18 protein-coding genes and 3 pseudogenes are annotated in these 18,285 nt (G+C 70.3%); 6 read left to right on the plus strand and 15 right to left on the minus strand.

Annotated features, from left to right (window positions below):
- Positions 1–37: 37 nt before the first annotated feature.
- Positions 38–838, plus strand: a complete 801-nt coding sequence (locus F1642_RS12760; RefSeq protein ID WP_194886397.1) for a protein-disulfide reductase DsbD domain-containing protein — start codon at positions 38–40, stop codon at positions 836–838.
- 39 nt (positions 839–877) lie between these two features.
- On the opposite strand, the pseudogene F1642_RS12765 reads toward F1642_RS12760, so the two are convergent.
- The 5 genes and pseudogenes from F1642_RS12765 to F1642_RS12785 all read right to left on the minus strand — a co-directional run.
- A pseudogene (locus F1642_RS12765) lies at positions 878–4,186 on the minus strand (efflux RND transporter permease subunit); the annotation flags it as partial.
- Positions 4,179–5,507, minus strand: coding sequence for an efflux RND transporter periplasmic adaptor subunit (locus tag F1642_RS12770; RefSeq protein WP_194886398.1), 1,329 nt, complete (start codon positions 5,505–5,507; stop codon positions 4,179–4,181). The gene F1642_RS12770 and the pseudogene F1642_RS12765, both read right to left, overlap by 8 nt.
- A 54-nt stretch (positions 5,508–5,561) precedes the next feature.
- Positions 5,562–6,369, minus strand: a pseudogene (locus F1642_RS12775) (uracil-DNA glycosylase family protein).
- Between the two features lie 27 nt (positions 6,370–6,396).
- Positions 6,397–7,098 (minus strand): response regulator, encoded by a 702-nt coding sequence (locus F1642_RS12780; protein WP_046001231.1) that lies wholly within the window; start codon positions 7,096–7,098, stop codon positions 6,397–6,399.
- 7 nt (positions 7,099–7,105) lie between these two features.
- Complete coding sequence (locus tag F1642_RS12785; protein ID WP_046001230.1) at positions 7,106–7,624, minus strand: MarR family winged helix-turn-helix transcriptional regulator; 519 nt, start codon at positions 7,622–7,624, stop codon at positions 7,106–7,108.
- A gap of 156 nt (positions 7,625–7,780) precedes the next feature.
- Here F1642_RS12785 and F1642_RS12790 point away from each other — a divergent pair, with 156 nt between their 5' ends.
- Positions 7,781–8,647, plus strand: coding sequence for a branched-chain amino acid aminotransferase (locus F1642_RS12790; protein ID WP_369799449.1), 867 nt, complete (start codon positions 7,781–7,783; stop codon positions 8,645–8,647).
- A 43-nt stretch (positions 8,648–8,690) separates the two neighbouring features.
- On the opposite strand, the gene F1642_RS12795 is transcribed toward F1642_RS12790, so the two are convergent.
- The 9 genes and pseudogenes from F1642_RS12795 to F1642_RS12835 form a co-directional block, all read right to left on the minus strand.
- Complete coding sequence (locus tag F1642_RS12795) at positions 8,691–8,879, minus strand: hypothetical protein (RefSeq protein WP_045983215.1); 189 nt, start codon at positions 8,877–8,879, stop codon at positions 8,691–8,693.
- An 83-nt stretch (positions 8,880–8,962) separates the two neighbouring features.
- A complete protein-coding gene (locus tag F1642_RS12800; RefSeq protein WP_046001228.1) occupies positions 8,963–9,427 on the minus strand; it encodes a PTS sugar transporter subunit IIA in 465 nt (154 codons plus the stop codon).
- A gap of 104 nt (positions 9,428–9,531) precedes the next feature.
- Positions 9,532–10,107 carry a ribosome hibernation-promoting factor, HPF/YfiA family gene (hpf, locus tag F1642_RS12805; protein ID WP_045984022.1) on the minus strand — a complete coding sequence of 192 codons (576 nt, stop codon included), beginning with the start codon at positions 10,105–10,107 and terminating at the stop codon, positions 9,532–9,534.
- A gap of 179 nt (positions 10,108–10,286) precedes the next feature.
- Entirely contained in the window at positions 10,287–11,021 is a 735-nt protein-coding gene (lptB, locus tag F1642_RS12810; protein WP_194886399.1) for an LPS export ABC transporter ATP-binding protein, read from the minus strand.
- On the minus strand, positions 11,021–11,500 hold the full coding sequence (gene lptA / locus F1642_RS12815; protein WP_194886400.1) for a lipopolysaccharide transport periplasmic protein LptA: 480 nt from the start codon (positions 11,498–11,500) through the stop codon (positions 11,021–11,023). Before lptA ends, lptB begins: the two co-directional genes overlap by 1 nt.
- Before the next feature lie 40 nt (positions 11,501–11,540).
- Positions 11,541–12,149 carry a hypothetical protein gene (locus F1642_RS12820; protein WP_194886401.1) on the minus strand — a complete coding sequence of 203 codons (609 nt, stop codon included), beginning with the start codon at positions 12,147–12,149 and terminating at the stop codon, positions 11,541–11,543.
- Positions 12,150–12,151: 2 nt separating this feature from the next.
- Positions 12,152–13,097 (minus strand): annotated as a pseudogene (locus F1642_RS12825) (SIS domain-containing protein).
- Positions 13,098–13,136: 39 nt separating this feature from the next.
- Positions 13,137–13,751, minus strand: a complete 615-nt coding sequence (locus tag F1642_RS12830; protein ID WP_127897359.1) for a ribonuclease D — start codon at positions 13,749–13,751, stop codon at positions 13,137–13,139.
- A gap of 109 nt (positions 13,752–13,860) precedes the next feature.
- Positions 13,861–14,148, minus strand: a complete 288-nt coding sequence (locus F1642_RS12835; protein ID WP_052715322.1) for a DUF2218 domain-containing protein — start codon at positions 14,146–14,148, stop codon at positions 13,861–13,863.
- A 181-nt stretch (positions 14,149–14,329) separates the two neighbouring features.
- On the opposite strand from F1642_RS12835, the gene F1642_RS12840 reads away from it, so the two are divergent.
- From F1642_RS12840 to F1642_RS12855, 4 genes are read left to right on the plus strand one after another with little or no spacing between them, the layout of a single operon-like run.
- Positions 14,330–15,229: a siderophore ABC transporter substrate-binding protein gene (locus F1642_RS12840; protein WP_194886402.1), complete on the plus strand. Its 900-nt coding sequence runs from the start codon at positions 14,330–14,332 to the stop codon at positions 15,227–15,229.
- The gene (locus F1642_RS12845; protein ID WP_194886403.1) at positions 15,229–16,197 is read left to right on the plus strand and encodes an ABC transporter permease; all 969 of its coding nucleotides are present in this window, start codon (positions 15,229–15,231) and stop codon (positions 16,195–16,197) included. The genes F1642_RS12840 and F1642_RS12845 overlap by 1 nt, the downstream gene beginning before the upstream one ends.
- On the plus strand, positions 16,190–17,146 hold the full coding sequence (locus tag F1642_RS12850; protein WP_217845339.1) for an iron chelate uptake ABC transporter family permease subunit: 957 nt from the start codon (positions 16,190–16,192) through the stop codon (positions 17,144–17,146). Before F1642_RS12845 ends, F1642_RS12850 begins: the two co-directional genes overlap by 8 nt.
- Positions 17,143–17,901: an ABC transporter ATP-binding protein gene (locus tag F1642_RS12855; RefSeq protein ID WP_194886404.1), complete on the plus strand. Its 759-nt coding sequence runs from the start codon at positions 17,143–17,145 to the stop codon at positions 17,899–17,901. The genes F1642_RS12850 and F1642_RS12855 overlap by 4 nt, the downstream gene beginning before the upstream one ends.
- A gap of 170 nt (positions 17,902–18,071) precedes the next feature.
- Here F1642_RS12855 and F1642_RS12860 read toward each other — a convergent pair.
- A partial coding sequence (locus tag F1642_RS12860) for an energy transducer TonB (protein ID WP_194886405.1) occupies positions 18,072–18,285 on the minus strand: 214 nt, incomplete at its 5' end.

The raw sequence follows: 18,285 nt of genomic DNA on the forward strand, positions 1-18,285 counted from the left end.
CTTTCCGCCCCCGCCGCGCGGGCGCTAGGACAAGGGCATGATACATTTCCCCCGCCCGCTTCTTGCCACCGCCCTGGCGCTTGCCCTGACCGGTCCCGCCATCGCCCAGGACGACCTGCCGCCCGGCCTGCGCGGCGCACAGCTGCTGCCCGGCTGGACCGAACCCGGCGGCGCACGCATCCTGGCGCTGGAACTGCTGCTGGAGCCGGGCTGGAAGACCTACTGGCGCAGCCCCGGCGACACCGGCCTGCCGCCCCAGCTGGACTGGGCGGGGTCACGGAACCTGTCCCATGTCACCCTGCACTGGCCCGCGCCCCAGGCCATCCGATCCGGAGAGACGCTGGAGATGGGCTATCACGACCGCCTCGTGCTGCCCCTGACCGCCCATCCGCAGGACCCCGGCAAGCCCGTCGACATCGCCGCCCAGATCGATCTGGGCCTGTGCGAGAACATCTGCGTTCCCGTGCACCTTGAGCTGCAGGCGCCGCCCGTGGGCACGCAGTCGGACCCGGTGATCGCCAGCGCCCTTGCGGCGGAGCCGCAGCGCCTGGACGGCAACCCCGCCTGCGAGGTGACGCCCTTGGCAGACGGGCTGCGCGTCGCGATGGACCTGCCGCAGGGCCCGGCCACGCTGGCCGCGGTCGAACTGACCGACAATCCGCAGGTCTGGGTCTCGGCGGCGGACATCCTGCCCGGACCCACGGGCCCCCAGGCGGTGGTCGAAATGGTCGCCCCCTCGGGCAAGCCCTTCGATCTGGACCATGACGCACTGCGCCTGACGGTGATCCCCGCCGATGGGGGACGGGCGACCGAAACCACCGGCTGCGCCGCGGACTAGGTCCCCGCACGGCGCCCCCGCCGGACCTGCGCCAGGGTCGCCCCCCGCCATGATCGCCGCCAGCGTCGCCAGATAGGCCAGCAGCGCGCCCCCCGCCCCCGGCCACCAGCCGGGCGCGGCCAGGCCCATCGCGGGCAGCACCGTCACCGGCCCCAGGATCAGCAGCAGCCCCGCGACGGCCGCGATCACCGCGCCGCGCATCACGACGCGCACCGGCCCGGCCCGCAGGCTGCGGCGAAAGGCCCGGCGGGCGCGGGCCAGATCGTCGCCCGCGACCAGCACGGCCGGCACCACCAGCAGCACCAGCACCATCCCGAACCCCAGCCCATAGGCCAGCGTGACCACCGTGGGCTTGAGGAACAGCGCCTGCGACGAACGTTCGTACAACAGCGGGGCCAGGCCCAGAACCGTGGTGGCCGTGGTCAGCAGCACGGGGCGGAACCGGTCGGCGACCGCATCGACGATCGCGGGCCGAAGCGCCCGGGTGGCCCGGTATTCGTCGATGGTCGAGATCAGCACGATGGAATCGTTGATGATGATCCCCGACATGCCGATCAGGCCCACCACGGAAAACAGGCTCAGCGGCAGGCCCCAGGCCGCGTGCCCCCAGACCGCGCCGATCAGTCCGAAGGGGATGACCGACATCACCACCAGGGGCCGCGTCCAGCTGGCAAAGATCCACGCCAGCACCATGTAGATGCCGGTCAGCGCCAACGCGAAGCCGATCAGCGCCTCGGACAGGAACGCGCGCTCCTGCTGGGCCAGGCCGGTGACGTCATAGGTCACACCGAACTGCGCGGCGATGTCGGGCAGCAGGCGGGTCTGCAGGTCGGCGGTGATCGCCGCCGCCCGCGCCGGATCGTCGCCCGAGATGTCGCCGGTGACCTCGATCATCCGCTCGCCGTTCTCGCGGCGGACGACCGAGAAGCCCGCCTCGGTGCTGACCGACACGATGTCGCCCAAGGGCACCCAGGCCCCGGACGCGGTGCGCATCTGCATGCGGTCCAGGAAATCGGCGCGGCGGTCATCCTCGGCCAGTTCCACGGTGATGGCGCCGGTGCGGGTGCCCTCGGGCCAGGTTGCGGCCTCGATCCCGCCAAGGCGCTGGCGCAGCTCGCGCGCAAGCCCGTCGGTGGTGAAGCCCAGGCCCTCGCCCTGGGGCGTCAGGCGCAGCGCCAGCTCGTCCTTGTCATAGTCCAGGCTGTCCTCCAGCGCCGAGACCTCGGGCGCCTCGGCCAGCCGCGCCTTCAGCGCCTCGGCGGCGGCCTTCAGCGTCGCGGCATCCGCGCCGGTCATCAGCACCGAGATGGCATCGCCGCCCGGCCCCGACCGCCCGCCGCGAAAGCTGATCGTCTCCAGCTGGGGGTTGGTGGGCATGGCCTCCTGCAAGGCGGCGACCAGCTCGAAGCTGGAATAGGGGCGGAAATCGGGGTCGATCAGCTCCATCTGGACGGCGCCCAGCAGGTCGGCGTCCTTGGTCTCGGCCCCCGGCAGGGGACGGCCCGCATTGCCGCCAACCTGGGTCATCACGTGGGTCAGCGGGCTGATGCCGTATTCTGCCTCATATTCGGCCGCGACCCGGTCCACGGCCTCCTGCACCAGTCCCATGACGCGCAGGGTGTCGTCGCGGGTCGCCCCCTCCAGCATGGCGAAATTGCCCGACACGCTGCCCTGTTCGGGCGAATCGAAGAACCGCCACGGCACCGTCCCGCTGATCAGCGCCGCCGTGGACCAGGAAAAGCCCACCATGACCAGCGCCAGCACCGGATAGCGGGCGACAAGCACCAGACGCGCCAGCGGGCGCAGAACGCCCGCCACGAACCGGTCCAGCCAGCGGTTCACGACGACCGACGGCCGGTCGTACCAGCGGTCCTTGCCGTGATGGGCCAGCGCGTGCGCCATGTGGTTGGGCAGGATCAGGAAACATTCGATCAGCGAAGCCGCCAGCACCAGAATGACGGTCAGAGGAATGTCCGACACCAGCGACCCGAACTGTCCGCCGATCAGCACCAGCCCGGCAAAGGCGATGATCGTGGTCAGGGTCGATGCGATCACCGGCGCGCCCATGGCGCCCGCCGCCCGTTCGGCGGCGACCAGCGGCGGCTCGCCCAGCTTGCGGGCGCGATAGTCGGCATGTTCGCCCACCACGATGGCGTCATCCACGATGATGCCCAGCGTCAGGATCAGCGCGAACAGAGAGATCATGTTGATCGTCATGCCGACCGCGTACATCATCGCCACCGCCGCCAGCAGCGCCGCCGGGATGCCCGCCGCGACCCAGATCGCGGTGCGGGCGTTCAGAAACAGGAACAGCAGGCCCAGGACCAGCCCCAGCCCCATCAGCGCATTGTCCAAAAGCAGCGACAGCCGGGCCGAGATCTGTTCCGCCCGCGCCCGAACCAGTTCCGCCGTGACCCCCTGCGGCAGGGTCGGCGCCAGCGCGTCGACGGCCGCCTGCACGTCCTGCTGCATGCCGATCGCGTCGCCCGATGCGCTGCGCTGGACGGACACCGTGACCGCCGGGTTGCCGTCGACGAAATAGGCCACGCCCCGGTCGATGCCCGTGTCGCGCACCTGCGCCACGTCACCGATGGTCAGCTGCGTCCCGTCGGGCAGCGCGGTCAGGACCAGAGCCGAGACCTGTTCGGGGGTGCGTGTCTCGGCCCCCGTGCGCACGCGCGATATGCCCGATGCCACGTCGCCGGCAGGCGTCGGCGCGGCGGCGGCGGCGATGGTCGCCGCGATCTGGTCCAACGTGATGTCATGCTGCACCAGGTCGGCCATGCGCAGCTGGACCAAGGTTTCGGGGGCGGACAGGCCGGTGACGGACAGCCGCGTCACCCCACGGGCATACAGGCGGTTGGTCAGGTCGTCCGCGATGCGGCCCAGCTGGTCCAGGCCCACGGGCCCCGAGATCACCACGTCGGTGACCGCGTCGCGCCAGGCGCGGCGCGTGACCTCGGGGTCCTCGGCGCCCTCGGGCAGGTCGCCCGCGGCGGCGATGGCGGCTTCGACCTCGCCGGTGGCGCGGGACATGTCCCAGCCCGGCTCGAACTCCAGGGTGATGCGGGCGCTGCCTTGGCTGGACTGGCTTTCGGTCAGGGACACGCCCTCGACCGCGATCAGCGCGGGTTCCAGCACGCCGACCACCGACCGGTCCACATCATCCGCCCCGGCCCCGTCCCAGCGGACGGCCACCTGGATCTGCTGGACGACCGTGTCGGGAAAGAACTGCGCCCTGAGGCGCGGCGCGGAATAAAGACCCGCCACCACCATCACCGCCAGCAGCAGGTTGGCCAGCGTGGCATGGCGCACGAAGGTGCCGATCAGGCCCGGGCGCCTATCCACGGGTGGGCCCCCGGCCCTGCGCCCGCTGATCGGGCCCCTGCGCGGGCACGGGGGCTGCGGCGTCGCGGACGCGGATGCCGGTGCCCAGCTGCGGCGCGCGTTCGGCCACGATGCGCGCCCCTGCCAGGTCGGCCGGCACCGCGATGATCAGATCGTCGCCCTGCCGGCGCAGCACGGTCACGGGCGTCGCCTGCAGGCGGCCGTCCGCCCCCGCGACAAGCACGCCGCCATCCGACCCCAGGGCCGCCGCGGGAATGATCGCCGCGTCGGACAGCACCGGTTCGGCGATGCGCGCGGTCACGAAATCGCCCGGGCGCAGCGCCTGCGCACCCTGGACCAGCCGGGCATAGACCACCCGCCCCGCCGTCCCTTCCGCGACCGAGGCCGCCGCCCGGTCCAGCCGCGCCTGCGCGACCAATGCGCCGGCGCTGCCGTCCAGCGTCACCGTCACCTCGCGGTCCAGCAGGGCACCGTCCGGGCCCAGCAGGCGCCCGAACTGGTCCAGCGACAGCGGGATCTGCAACTCCAGCGCCGCGGGGTCGATGATCGTGGCCAGCTGTTCGTTCACGCCGACCAGCGCGCCCTCGACCGCGGTGACGGCGGTGACGCGCCCGTCGAAGCCCGCGCGCAGTTCCGTGTCGGCCAGCGCGCGGCGGGCCTCGGTCACGGCGATCTCGGCCCGGCGCAGGGCGTTCTCGGCCGCGGTCACGGCGCTTTGCGCGTCGGCCTGGGCGGCGCGGGCGGCGATCACGGTCTGGCTGGCGGTGGATGCGGCCAGTTCGGCGGTCTCGCGGTCCAGGCTGGTGCCCAGGCCGCGGTCGGCCAGCTGCTCCTGCCGCGTCACCGCGGCGGCGCGCAGTTCGGCCTGGCGGTCCGCCGCGGCCACGTCCTGGGCCGCGATGTCGACGCGGCGGCGCGCATCCTCCAGCACGCCCTGGGCGTCGGCGCGTTCGGCCTGGCTGCTGTCCAGCGCCGCCTGTGCGGCGGACGGGTCGATGCGCGCCAGCAGCTGGCCCGCGACGACCGTGCCGCCCTCCTGCAAGGCGGGGTCCAGCTGGACGATGCGGCCCCCGGCACCCGCGCGCAGCTGCAGTTCGCGTCGCGACAGGACCTGGCCGAACACCTGCATCTGCGGCTGGACCACCCCCGGCGCGACCGTGACCAGCCGCGCGGCATAGACCTGTTCGGCAGGGGCGCGCACCGCGGGTCCGTCCCCGTCCGGCGTCACCGCACGCCACAGGATCCCCGCGGCCAGCATCAGCAGGGCCAGCGTCAGGAAGGTCAGGAAAAGCCCCAGAAGGCTGCGGGACAGGAAACGCATGCGGATGGTCCATCTATGGGATGGCCGGGATAGCGCATGATGGGCAAACGAAACCTAAACGGAAAGCGATTCCAGCCGCGCCTGCAGCGACAGAAGGTCCGCCCAGGCCTCGCGCTTGGCGGCGGGGGTTGCGCAGCAGATAGGACGGGTGCGTCATGGGCAGCGCGGGCCGCCCGAACGCCTGCACCCACTGGCCGCGCAGGCGCAGGATGCCGCGTTTCTCGATCGCCGCCTGGCAGGCGATGTTGCCCATCAGCACGATCAGGTCGGGCGCCGCCAGATCGACATGGCGGCGCAGGAACGGCAGGCTCACGGCAATTTCATCGGGCTCGGGGTCGCGGTTGCCGGGCGGGCGCCACGTCAGGACGTTCGTGACATAAAAGGCGCGTTCCGCATCGACCCCGTCACGCGACAGCCCGATGGCCGCGAACATGCGGTCCAGCATCTGTCCCGCGCGCCCCACGAAGGGGCGGCCCTGCCGGTCCTCCTCGTCGCCCGGCGCCTCTCCAAGGATCAGGACGCGGGCCTTGGGATTGCCATCGGCAAAGCAGAAATTGCGGGCGCCCTTCTTCAGCTCGATCCCGTCGAACCCCTGCTGGGCCTCGGCCAGGGCGGCCAGGGTGCCGGCCCCGTCGGCCAGTGCCTGCGCCAGGGCCACGCGGCCGGCCAGATCGTCGTCGGCGGGCGGCGGCGGGGCCTGGGGCACGGGGGCCGCGGGCGCCACGCGGGTCGGCAGGTCGAACCGGTCGACCGGCGCATCCAGCATGGGCACGTCGCAGCCCATCTCCAGCTGCCAGTCCAGCAGCGCCAGCGCGCTGTCCCCGTCCAGCGTGATTCCCCGATATGTGGCCTGATCGTTCATCGCCGCACGCTAGGGCCGCGGACCGCCCTAGTCCACCACCAGCATGTAACCGGTGCCCCGCACCGTCTGCAGGAAGCGCGGCTCTCGGGGGTCGGGCTCGATCTTGCGGCGCAGGCGGGTGATCTGGACGTCGATGGCGCGCTCTCCGTTCTCATCCTCGCCGCCGCCCCGGCCCAGGTCGTCGATCAGGTCGGCGCGGCTGACCGGCTGGCCCCGGCTGGCCGCAAGACGGCGCAGCAGCGCGGTTTCCGTGCCCGTCAGGCGCAGGGGCGCGTCGCCGTTCCACAACTCGCCCTTGTCCGTGTCATAGCGCAGCGCGCCAAGCGTCAGGTATTTCGGCTGCGCCACCTCGACCACCGGCACCCGGCGCAGGATCGCACCGATGCGCAGCAGCAGTTCGCGCGGCTCGAACGGCTTGGGCAGGTAATCGTCGGCGCCGCTTTCCAGCCCGCTGATCCGGTCCTCGGTCTCGCCCTTGGCGGTCAGCAGCAGGATCGGCGTGTCGATCCGCTCGCGCAGCGCCCGCGTCAGGGCCAGGCCGTCCTCTCCGGGCATCATCACGTCCATGACGATCAGGTCGAATTCCAGCCCCGCCAGCAGGCGGCGCGCCTGGACCGCGTCACGGGCCATGGTGACCATGTATCCGTTCTTGCGCAGGAACCGCCCCAGCAGCGCGCGGATGCGTTCGTCGTCGTCGACGATCAGCAGGTGGCAGTCGGTATGCGTCATGGCGGCCTCAGCGGTCTTCGGGAAGATCCTTCAGCGCCTGATACTGCGCCCGGGTCTCGGGGTCCATCATCGCTTCCAGAACCTGGCGGAACCCCGACACGGCCTGGGGTCCGGCATTGCGATAGGCGGCGCGCATCCGTGCCCGCTGCGCCTCGGACAGGCGGCGTTCCAGGGCGGTGCCCTTGGCCGTCAGGTGCAGCTGGCGTTCGCGCCGGTCGCGGCGGCCGATGCGGCTGTCGACCAGCCCGTCCTCGATCAGGGTGCGCAGCACGCGGTTCAGCGACTGCTTGGTCACGCCCAGCACCGCCAGCAGCGAGGTGACCGTCAGCCCCGGATCGCGGTTGACGAAATGCAGCGCGCGGTGATGGGCGCGGCCGTAATCCAGCTCGGCCAGGATCAGGTCCGGATCGGCGGTGAAGGCGCGATAGGCAAAGAACATCGCCTCGATCCCGCGGCGCAGCTGGTCGTCGGTCAGGAACAGCAGGTCCTCGCCCATCATCGCCTGGATCCGCGCTTTTTCCTGCATCTGCACCCTCTGTTCGTCACCTGCCCCGGATATGGCAGCGTTGTTGACTTTCTAATCCGTGATTGCTAGCCGTCAAGCATCTTGCGTAACAAACATGCCAAATCCGCCCTGACAGGCGCAAGAATCGAAAAACCGGGCGGCGGATGGAGACATATGATGCTGGCTTACGACGATCGCGACGGCAAGATCTGGATGGACGGGGACCTGGTGGACTGGCGCGACGCCAAGGTACACATCCTGACCCATGCGATGCACTATGCCAGCTCGGTCTTCGAGGGTGAGCGGTGCTATGACGGCAAGATCTTCAAGGGCCACGAACATTCGCTGCGCCTGATCGAATCGGGCCGCCTGCTGGACATGCCGATCCCCTATTCCGCCGAGGAGATCGACGCCGCCAAGGAGGCCGTGCTGAAGGCCAACGGCTTCGAAAACGCCTATGTCCGCGTCGTCGCATGGCGCGGGTCGGGCCTGGACATGGGCGTGTCCGCGGCGCGCAACCCGGTCCGCATGGCCGTCGCGGCCTGGGAATGGGGCAGCTATTACGGCGACGCGAAATGGCAGGGGGCGAAACTGGACGTGGCCAAGTGGAAACGCCCCAGCCCCGAGACCATCCCCACCGCCGCCAAGGCCGCGGGCCTCTACATGATCTGCACCATGTCCAAGCACGCGGCCGAGGCCAAGGGCTGTTCGGACGCGCTGTTCATGGACTGGGAGGGTTACGTGGCCGAGGCGACCGGCGCCAACATCTTCTTCGTCAAGGACGGAGAGGTCCACACGCCTCTGGCCGATCGCTTCCTGAATGGCATCACCCGTCAGACCATCGTGCAGATGCTGAAGGACAAAGGCTATACGGTTCACGAACGCCGCATCACGCCCGACGAGCTGGAGGGGTTCCAGGAATGCTGGCTGACCGGCACCGCGGCCGAGGTGACGCCCGTGGGCCAGATCGGCGACTGGCATTTCCAGGTGGGCCAGATCACCCGCGACGTGGCCGAAAGCTATGAGGCGCTGGTCCGCGCCTGAGGCCTGAATGCGGGACCGCCCCTGCGGGCGGTCCCCGTCGGGGTCACTTCAGGTGACCCCGCGCGATGCGGGCGTATTCGGCGGCCTTGCGGCTGTCCTCGGCCCGGGCATGGGGGCGCGCGTGCAGGGCGCGGATGGCGCTGTGCATCCCGCCCTCGCGGTCCAGGCGCAGGAATTCGCGCAGGCGCGCCGCCCCCTGCATCCGCGGCTTGTCGGCATGATGTCTGGTCATGGTCAGCCCTCCCGTGGGGTGTCACCCCCTGGACTATAGGGCCGATCCGGTCCGATTTGAACAGTGTTGTTCGAAAGGCAGGCTCAGGCAGCCTTGATCCCCTGTGCCGCCGACAGGACCGCGTGCAGCGCGACGGGGTCGTCATTGGCGCGCAGCTTGGCACGCAGGTCCTGATCGCGCAGCGTGCGCGACACCAGCGCCAGCGCCTTGAGGTGGTCCACGCCGCTGCTTTCGGGGGCCAGCAGCGCAAAGATCAGGTCGACCGGCTGGCGGTCCACCGCGTCGAAATCCAACGGCTTGTCCAGCCGCAGGAACAGCCCCGCGACCTTGTCCAGCCCGTGCAGCCGCGCATGCGGCAGCGCCACGCCCTGCCCCACCCCGGTCGGCCCCAGGCTTTCGCGTTCCTGCAGCGCATCCAGCACCTCGGAGGCGTTCAGCCCGTATTCCGCATGGGCCAGATCGGCCAGCTCCTGAAACAGCCGCTTCTTCGAGGTGACCTGTCCCAAGGAACGGACCGCCCCGGGCCGGAGGATTTCAGCAAGTTGCATGGCGCCTTTGTCTTTCCCAAGCTGTCCGCCCCCCGGACATGGCTGTCAGGGGGGCGGCATCCAGTGCGGCCGTCGTCCCGCGTCGTCTGGACGCGGACGTGCGGTCAGCCGTTTCCGCGCGGATCGATCCAACCGACGTTGCCGTCGTCGCGGCGGTGGACGACATTGACGCCGCCGTGTTTCTCGTTGCGGAACACCAGCAGAGGGGTGCCCGACAGTTCCATCTGCATCACCGCATCGCCGACCGACAGGGTGGGCACGCGGCTTTGCATTTCGGCGATGATGATCGGCTGCAGGCTGTCATCCTGCGATTCCCATGCATCCTCGTCGGCGGCCAGCACATAGCTGCCTGCCTCGCCGAAGACAACCGGTTCGGGCCGTTCCTTGTGGTGGTCCTTCAGGCGGCGCTTGTAGCGGCGCAGCTGCTTGTCCATCTTCTCGCGGCAGGCCTCGAAGGCGGCATAGATGTCGGTATCCGTCCCGCGCGCGGCCACGTTCAGGCCGGTGGACAGGTGCACGACCGAATCGCACATGAACTGATGCGCGTCCTTGGAAAAGGTCACCGCCGCATCGGTCGGACGCTGAGAGTACTTCTCGATCGTGGCGCCCAGTTCGGTCTTTACATGCGTGCTGAGGGCATCACCCACATCGATGTGTTTTCCGCTGATGGTATAGCGCATCGTCACTCCTCTCCGGTTGCCCGTCGTCGCGGCGCCTGCCCGCCACTGGTGCCGGCAAGGGCGCGAACGGGTTGAACGGGGCGGCATCTCCGCACCCGCATATCTCAATTTGGTGACAGCGCGCGCCGACTGTCAACGGCCCACACGGGGGCGTGACCCTGAATCGGATTTCCGCGCGCTCAGGACAACGAGAAGCTGTCGCCCAGATAGACCTCGCGCACGCGCGGATCGGCCACGATCTGGTCGGTCGTGCCCGACATCAGCACATGCCCGTCATGCAGGATATAGGCCCGGTCGACGATGCCCAGGGTCTCGCGCACGTTGTGATCGGTGATCAGGACGCCGATCCCGCGCGACTTCAGCGCATGAACCAGGGTTCGGATCTCGCCCACGGCGATGGGATCGACGCCCGCAAAGGGTTCGTCCAGCAGCAGGAAGCCCGGATCGGACGCCAGGCAGCGGGCGATCTCGGCCCGCCTGCGTTCGCCGCCCGACAGGGCCAGCGCCGGCGCCCCGCGCAGATGCGTGATCGAGAAATCGGCCAGCAGCTCCTCCAGCCGGTCGCGCCTGTGGCGGGGGTCGTCGACCGCCACCTCCAGCACCGCCATGATGTTCTGCTCGACCGTCAGGCCGCGAAAGATCGACATCTCCTGCGGCAGATAGCCGATGCCCATGCGCGCGCGGCGGAACATCGGCAAGCGCGTGACGTCGCGCCCGTCGATCAGCACCTGCCCGGCATCGGCCGTGACCAGCCCCGCGATGCAGTAGAAGCACGTCGTCTTGCCCGACCCGTTCGGGCCCAGCAGGGCCACGACCTCTCCGCGCTGCAGGCTGACGGACACGTCGCGGATCACGGGGCGGTTGCGATAGGACTTGCGCAGGCCGCGCACGTCCAGCCCGGAATGGTCAGTCATCAGTTGGACCCCGGCTGCAGGACGGACCGCACGCGCCCCTGGACCTGCGCCGCGCCCGTCGCCAGGTCTACCGTCATGCGCTCTCCGGCCAGCACGTTGCCCCCCTGGGTCAGCAGCACGTCCCCGCTCAGCAGGACCGACCCCGCGGCGACGTCATAGACCGCCTCGGCGGCCTCGGCCGCGTCTTCCCCAGACACCAGGGTCACGTTGCCGGTCGCGGTCAGGCTGTCGATGCGCTGCTGGTCGCCGGATGCGTACTGCACGGCGACGCGGTCTGCCGACAGGCGCATCTCTCCCTGGCCGATGACCACGTTGCCGGTGAACAGCGCGGTGCCGTCGGCCTGGTTGACGTCCAGATTGTCGGCCGACACCTCGACCGGGGCCGAGGTGTCGGCCTGCATCCCCCCGAAGGTGGTCTGCGCCAGGGCGGGCATCGGCGCGGCCAGCGCCAGCGCGATCAGCAGGGGGCGAAGGGTCATCGGGTCCTCGATAGGGCTTCGGGCGGAAAGCGGCCCGGTGTCAGGGTTGGTATATCAGACGCACGCCGTCCGAGAAATTCAAGACTGCGGCCCCGCCGCCCGCCGAATCGCCCGCAGTGGCCCCGGCATCGGCATCGGTCGCAGCAGGGGCCAGCCGCATGCGGCCCGCGGTGATGCGGCCAAAGGGCGCCTGCGCCTCGACCCCGCGGTCGGCCTGAAGGACCGACGTATCGGTCCGCGCATCGATCTGCGGCGTGTCCAGCTGCCAGCCGCTGCTGGTGGTCATGCGCACGCCGCCCTCCAGCCGCACCAGCCCGTCCAGCAACCCGCCCTGCGGCGCGGTCAGATCGGCACGCAGCCCGTCGGGGCGCAGCCAGTCCAGCGCCACGTCCCCCGCCGCCCCGCCGGACCCGCCCGGCGTGACCTGCGCCGCGCGCAGGGTCAACTGCGCCCCGTCGCCGGTCACGCCGCTGTATTCGGGCGCGACAATGCGGTTGTCACGCGCTGCGGCCTGGGCATCGACCTCGGCATAGGGAATGCGCGATTCCACGTCAGAGCCGCGGCTGAACAGGAACATCGTCGACAGCATCGCCAGCGCCACCAGCGGCAGCAGCACGCGCAGCCAGCGGACGATGCGGGTCCGCGACATGGTCAGACCAGCCCCGCACGCAGGCAGTCGTGGATGTGCAGGATGCCGCGGGGGCGCCCGTCCTCGACCGCGAACAGGCAGGTGATCTTGCGCTCCTGCATCTGCGCCAGGGCGGCCTCGGCCAGGGCGCCGGGAGCGATGGTGCGCGGGGCGGGCGTCATCACGGCGCGCGCGTCCAGGTCCAGCAGGCCCTGCATGTGGCGGCGCAGGTCGCCGTCGGTGATGATCCCCGCCAGCAGACCGTCCCCGTCCACGACCCCGGTCACGCCATAGCCCTTCTGGCTGATCACCAGCAGCGCCTCGGACATGGGGGCATCAAGCCCGACCAGCGGCAGGTCGGTGTGCATCAGATCGCCCACCTTCGCCAGCAGCGCGCCCAGCTTGCCGCCGGGATGAAAGGTGCGGAAATGCTCGGGCGTGAACCTGCGATGCTCCATCAACGCGATGGCCAGCGCATCGCCCCAAGGCCAGCGTCATCGTGGTCGACGTCGTGGGCACGATCCCGTTGCCGCAGGCCTCCTGCGCGGCGGGCAGCACCAGCCCCAGGTCCGCCTGCCGCATCAGCGTCGATTGCGGCCGCGCCGCAACCCCGATCAGCGGGATCGAGAACCGCCGCGTATGCGCGATCAGGTCGGCCAGTTCCGGCGTCTCGCCGCTGTTGGACAGGACCAGCGCCAGGTCGGATTCGGTGACCATGCCCAGATCGCCGTGGCTGGCCTCGGCCGGGTGCACGAACTGTGCGGGCGTCCCGGTGGAGGCGAAGGTCGCCGCGATCTTGCGGCCCACATGGCCCGACTTGCCCATGCCCGACACGACCACCCGGCCTTGCACCGCCAAGATCATCTCGACCGCGCGCGAGAACTCGTGGCCCAGACCCGCCGACAGGGCCTCCAGCCCTGCGATCTCGACCCCGATCACCCGTCGCGCCGTCTCGATGTAATCCGCCACGCCCTGCCCTTCTTCTTTGTCCAAATACCCGTTGCCCGCTCAGTGGCGAAAGATGTCGCCCTCTTCGCCCCAGCCCAGCAGGTCCAGATGGGCACGCGCGGGCAGAAAGTCAAAGCAGGCCTGCGCCAGGCCCAGCCTGTTCTCGCGCTTCAGTCGCTCCTCCAGGGCATCCTTCAGCTTGTGCAGGTGCAATACGTCCGACGCGGCATATTCCAGCTGCGCGTCCGACAGGTCGGCCGCGCCCCAGTCGCTGGTCTGCTGCTGCTTGCTGACATCGACGCCCACCAGCTCCTGCAGCAGGTATTTCAGCCCGTGCCGGTCGGTAAAGGTCCGCACCAGCCGCGAGGCGATCTTGGTGCACCAGACGGGCGAGGTGACCACCCCGAACGCATTCTCCAGCGCGGCGATGTCGAAACGGCCGAAATGGAACAGCTTGACCACCTTGGGGTCGGTCAGCAGCTTGGTCAGGTTCGGAGCCTCGGTCTGGCCCCGGTCGATCTGGACCAGATGCGCCTCGCCGTCGCCCGACGACAGCTGCACCAGGCACAGCCGGTCGCGGCGCGGGTCAAGGCCCATCGTCTCGGTGTCGATGGCCACGACCGGGCCCAGCACCAGATCGTCGGGAAGGTCGTTCGGGTACAGATGGATGCTCATCGCCGGTCCTGCCTGAATTGCGCGCCGCCCGGCCCGTCCCCGGACCCGCGGCTTGGCGCCCCTTCGACCAGAAACCGGCCCGCCAATCCAGCGAAAATCGCGTGACCGGTCAGGCAGGGGGCGTCCAGGCCGGGGGCGCGGGCTCCTCGCGATGCGCAAACCGCATCAGGTGGCTTTCGATCACCGCGCGCAGCCGCTCCAGCGATTCAGTATCCGCGGCTTCCAGCGTCAGGTGCAGGGACGCGTCCTGCGCCTCGATCCGGGCCACGCCCATCTCGAAGGTCAGCACCGCCAGGCGGTCGTCATGGGTCACCGGGATCTTGTGACCGAAATGCTTGGCCATCGTGCCCGTCAGCGCGGCGGCGCGGGCGGTGGGGAAATCGGCAGTCATGCGCATGGGATGTCCTTTCGCGAATGCGCCGCAGCTAGGATGCCAAATTGATTGAGTCAACAATTCGCCGCGATATTCCGACAAAAAGACCCTGACATTCTTGCGCGGCGCGCGCGACGGCGCTAAGCCCGCCCGGCGTGCAGCCAGGATCCAGCCACCACGCGCAACCTTGATCGAAAGGATCGCCATGCGCCGCATCGCATCGCCCGCCCTGTTGGCCACCGCCCTGATGACCGCGCCGGTCGCGGCCCTGGCCCAGGTCACCGTCGATACCGCCCAGGGACCCGTGACCCTGCAGGACAATCCCGACAGCGTCGCGGTCTATGACATGGCCGCGCTGGACACGATCACCGCCCTGGGCGTGACGCCCACGGGCAGCATCGACAACATCCTGGTCCCCGCCCTGCGCGATGCGGCGGCGGGCGCCACCCCCGTCGGCACCCTGTTCGAACCCGATCTGGAGGCGCTGGCGGGGCTGGCGCCCGACCTGGTGATCGTCGGCGGCCGCTCCTCGACCCAGCTGGCGGCGGCGTCGCAGGTGGCGCCGGCCATCGACATGACCTTCGGCCCGGATCTTCTGGCCGATGCCCGCGCCCGGATCGACGCCTATGGCGCGCTGTTCGCCAAGACCGCCCAGGCCGAGGAAATGACCGCCACCCTGGACGCCAGGCTGGCCGACCTGCGTGCCGCCGCTGATGGCCAGGGCACCGCGCTGATCGTGATGACCAACGGCCCCAAGATGTCCGCCTATGGCGCAGGGTCGCGCTTTGGCTGGATCTTCGACGCGACCGGGCTGGAGGAGGCCGTGCCGGGGCTGGACGACGCCACCCACGGGCAGGCGATCAGCCATGAATTCATCGCCCAGGCCGATCCCGACTGGCTGCTGGTCGTCGACCGCGGCGCCGCCATCGGCGAGGACGGCCAAGGCGCGATGGAGACGCTGCGCTCGGACCTGGTGGCGGGCACGACCGCCTGGCAGCAGGATCACGTGATCCAGCTGGACCCGGCGGCGACCTATATCTCGGCCGGGGGCTACGGCTCGACCATGGCGGTGCTGGACCAGCTGACGCAGGCCTTCGCGGACTGATGCGCCCCCTGCCCGCCCTGGCATCGGCGCTGGTCGCGCTGATGCTGGCCAGCCTGACGGTCGGCGCCGCCGACATCCGCGTGACGGACGCCTTTCGCGATCCGCAGGCCATGCTGGTCCTGCTGGAATCGCGCCTGCCGCGCACGCTGTCGGTGGTGCTGACCGGGGCCGCCCTGTCGGTGGCGGGGGTGCTGATCCAGGCGCTGGTCAGGAACCGTTTTGTCGGCCCCGACACGTCGGGCACGGCCGAGGGCGCGGCGCTTGGCCTTCTGGCCATCACCATCCTGTGGCCCGCCAGTCCCCTGTGGCTGCGCATGATCGCGGCCAGCCTGTCGGCCATGGTCACGACCGCGCTGTTTCTGGCCGTGATCCGCCGCCTGCCCGTGCGCGAGGTGATGCTGGTCCCCATCGCGGGGCTGGTCCTGTCGGGTGTGCTGGGCTCGGTCGTGACCTTCATCGGCTGGCAGACCGACCTGATGCAATATGTCGGCACCTGGCTGATGAGCGGCGAATTCTCGGGCGTGATCTCGGGGCGCTATGAACTGCTGTGGATCGCGGGCGCGGCGGCGGGGCTGGCCTGGTTCTCGGCCGACCGCTTCGCGATTCTTGGCCTGGGCGATCAGGTGGCGACGGGGTTGGGCCTGTCGACGGCGGCGGTGATGCGCCTTGGGCTGGCGGTGGTGTCGGTCGTGACGGCGATGGTGGTGACGACGGTGGGGATGATCCCCTTCGTGGGCCTGGTCGTGCCGAACCTGGTGGCGCGGATCATGGGCGACAACCTGCGCGCATCCCTGCCCGTGGTGGCGCTGGCCGGGGCGGTGCTGGTCCTGGGCTGCGATCTGGCGGGGCGTCTGGTCATCCACCCCTACGAGGTGCCCGCCGGCACCATCCTGGGCGTGCTGGGTGCGCTCCTGTTCCTGTGGCTGCTGCATCGGCGGCCCCCTCGGTCGAAGCCCGCCCATGGATAGGCGCGCGCGGATCATGCTGGGAGGGATGGCGCTGCTGCTGGCGGCACTGTCGGCGGTCTGGATGCTGCAGGGGCTGGGCGGCGGCAATCGCGGCTTCATCCTGGGCCTGCGCGCAACCAAGCTGGCGGCGCTGGTCACCGTGGCGACCGCCATCGGGGTCGCCACGATCCTGTTCCAGACGGTCGCCGCGAACCGGGTGCTGACACCCTCGATCATGGGCTTCGACGCGTTGTACGTGCTGCTGCAGACGGCGTTGGTCGTGGCCTTGGGTGGCGCGGGGCTGACCGGCCTGCCCGCAGGCCCGAAATTCTTGGCCGAGATTGCGGCGATGACCGCCCTGGCCGCCCTGCTGTTCGGCACGCTGCTGCTGCGCGGCGCGCGCGACCTGCCGCGGATGATCCTGACCGGGGTGATCCTGGGCGTGCTGTTCCGGTCGCTGTCAGGATTTCTGGGCCGCATCCTGGACCCCAACGAATTCGCCGTGGTGCAGTCGGTCAGCTTTGCCAGCTTCAACCGGGTCGATGCCACGCTGCTGCCTTGGGCGGCGGCGATCACCGCGGCGGCAGTGCTGGTCGCCTGGCGGCTGTCGGCGCGGCTGGACGTGCTGGCGCTTGGACGCGATCCGGCGGTGTCCCTGGGACTGGCCCATCGCGGCATGGTGCTGGGCGTGCTGGGGCTGGTGGCGGTGCTGGTTTCGGTCTCGACCGCGCTGGTCGGGCCGGTGGCCTTCTTCGGGCTGATCGTGGCGGGGCTGGCGCATGGGCTGATGCGGACCGCGCGCCACGCGGCGCTGCTGCCCGCGGCGGCGCTGTCGGCGGCGATCCTGCTGGTGGGGGGACAGTGGCTCTTCGAACGCCAGCTGGGCCAGGCCGCCACCCTGTCGGTCGTCGTGGAATTCGCGGGCGGCCTGTTTTTCCTGTATCTGCTGCTGAAGGGGCGCATCCGATGATCCAGATCGAAGGGGTCTGCCACGCGATCGGCGGCACGCCGATCCTGCACGACATCGCGACGACCCTGCCCAAGGGCCGGCTGACGGCGCTGATCGGCCCGAACGGGGCGGGCAAGTCGACGCTTCTGCGCTTGATTGGGCGGCTGGAGCCGCTGCAGCGGGGCCGGGTCAGCGTGGCCGGCCACGACGTGACCACGACACCGACCGACCGGCTGGCGCAGGTCATGGCGATCCTGGGCCAGCAGACCGCCATCGCCAGCCGCCTGCGCCTGTCAGAGCTGGTGGCCTTCGGCCGCTGGCCGCATCACAAGGGCCGCCCGGGTCCGCAGGATCACGCGCTGGTCTGGCTGGCGCTGAAGACCTTTGCCCTGACCGATCTGGCCGAACGGTTCTTGGACGAGGTGTCGGGCGGTCAGGCGCAGCGCGCGCATATCGCGATGGCCTGGGCGCAGGATACCGACTGGCTGCTTCTGGACGAGCCGCTGAACAACCTGGACATGGCCCATGCCCGCGCCCTGATGGGCCGGCTGCGCGGGCTGGTCGACCAGGGCGGGCGCAGCGTGGCGATGGTGGTGCACGAGATCAACTATGCCGCAGCGTGGGCCGATCACGTGATCGCCATGAAGGACGGCCGCGTGGCCGCCGAAGGCACCCCAGCCGAGGTGCTGACCGAGGCGGTGCTGTCGGACCTCTACGACGCGCCCATCCGCGTCGGCGCGCATCAGGGCCGCCCGCTGGTCCTACACCACGTCTGACGCGCCGCTGCCGGGCCTGCAGCCCGGCGGAGCCCCGGGGGGCTGCACCCCCCGGACCCCCCGCGCCGGCCACGGATCGCACGGGACGATCCTCACGGCACCGTACCGCGGGGGCGCAGCCCCCGGCGCAAGACGCCCCTTCGATGGGGGCGGCTTGCGCGGCCCTGCTATCAGGGGACGTCCAAGCGGATCGGCAGCGTGAACGAATAGATCGGATCGGTCAGCGCTGCAGGAGCTGCGGGACAGCGACCTGCGCGCTGCGCGGCGGTCAGCGCCGCCTGGTCCACGTTCGGGCTTCCTGACGATCCGGCGATGCCAACACCCTGGATGGCACCGCTGCGCGAGACCGTCAGCGCCAGATTGACCCGCCCCCCCTGACGAACG

It is taken from the genome of Paracoccus sp. NBH48, from assembly GCF_015390265.1.
Taxonomy (GTDB): Bacteria; Pseudomonadota; Alphaproteobacteria; order Rhodobacterales; family Rhodobacteraceae; genus Paracoccus; species Paracoccus marcusii.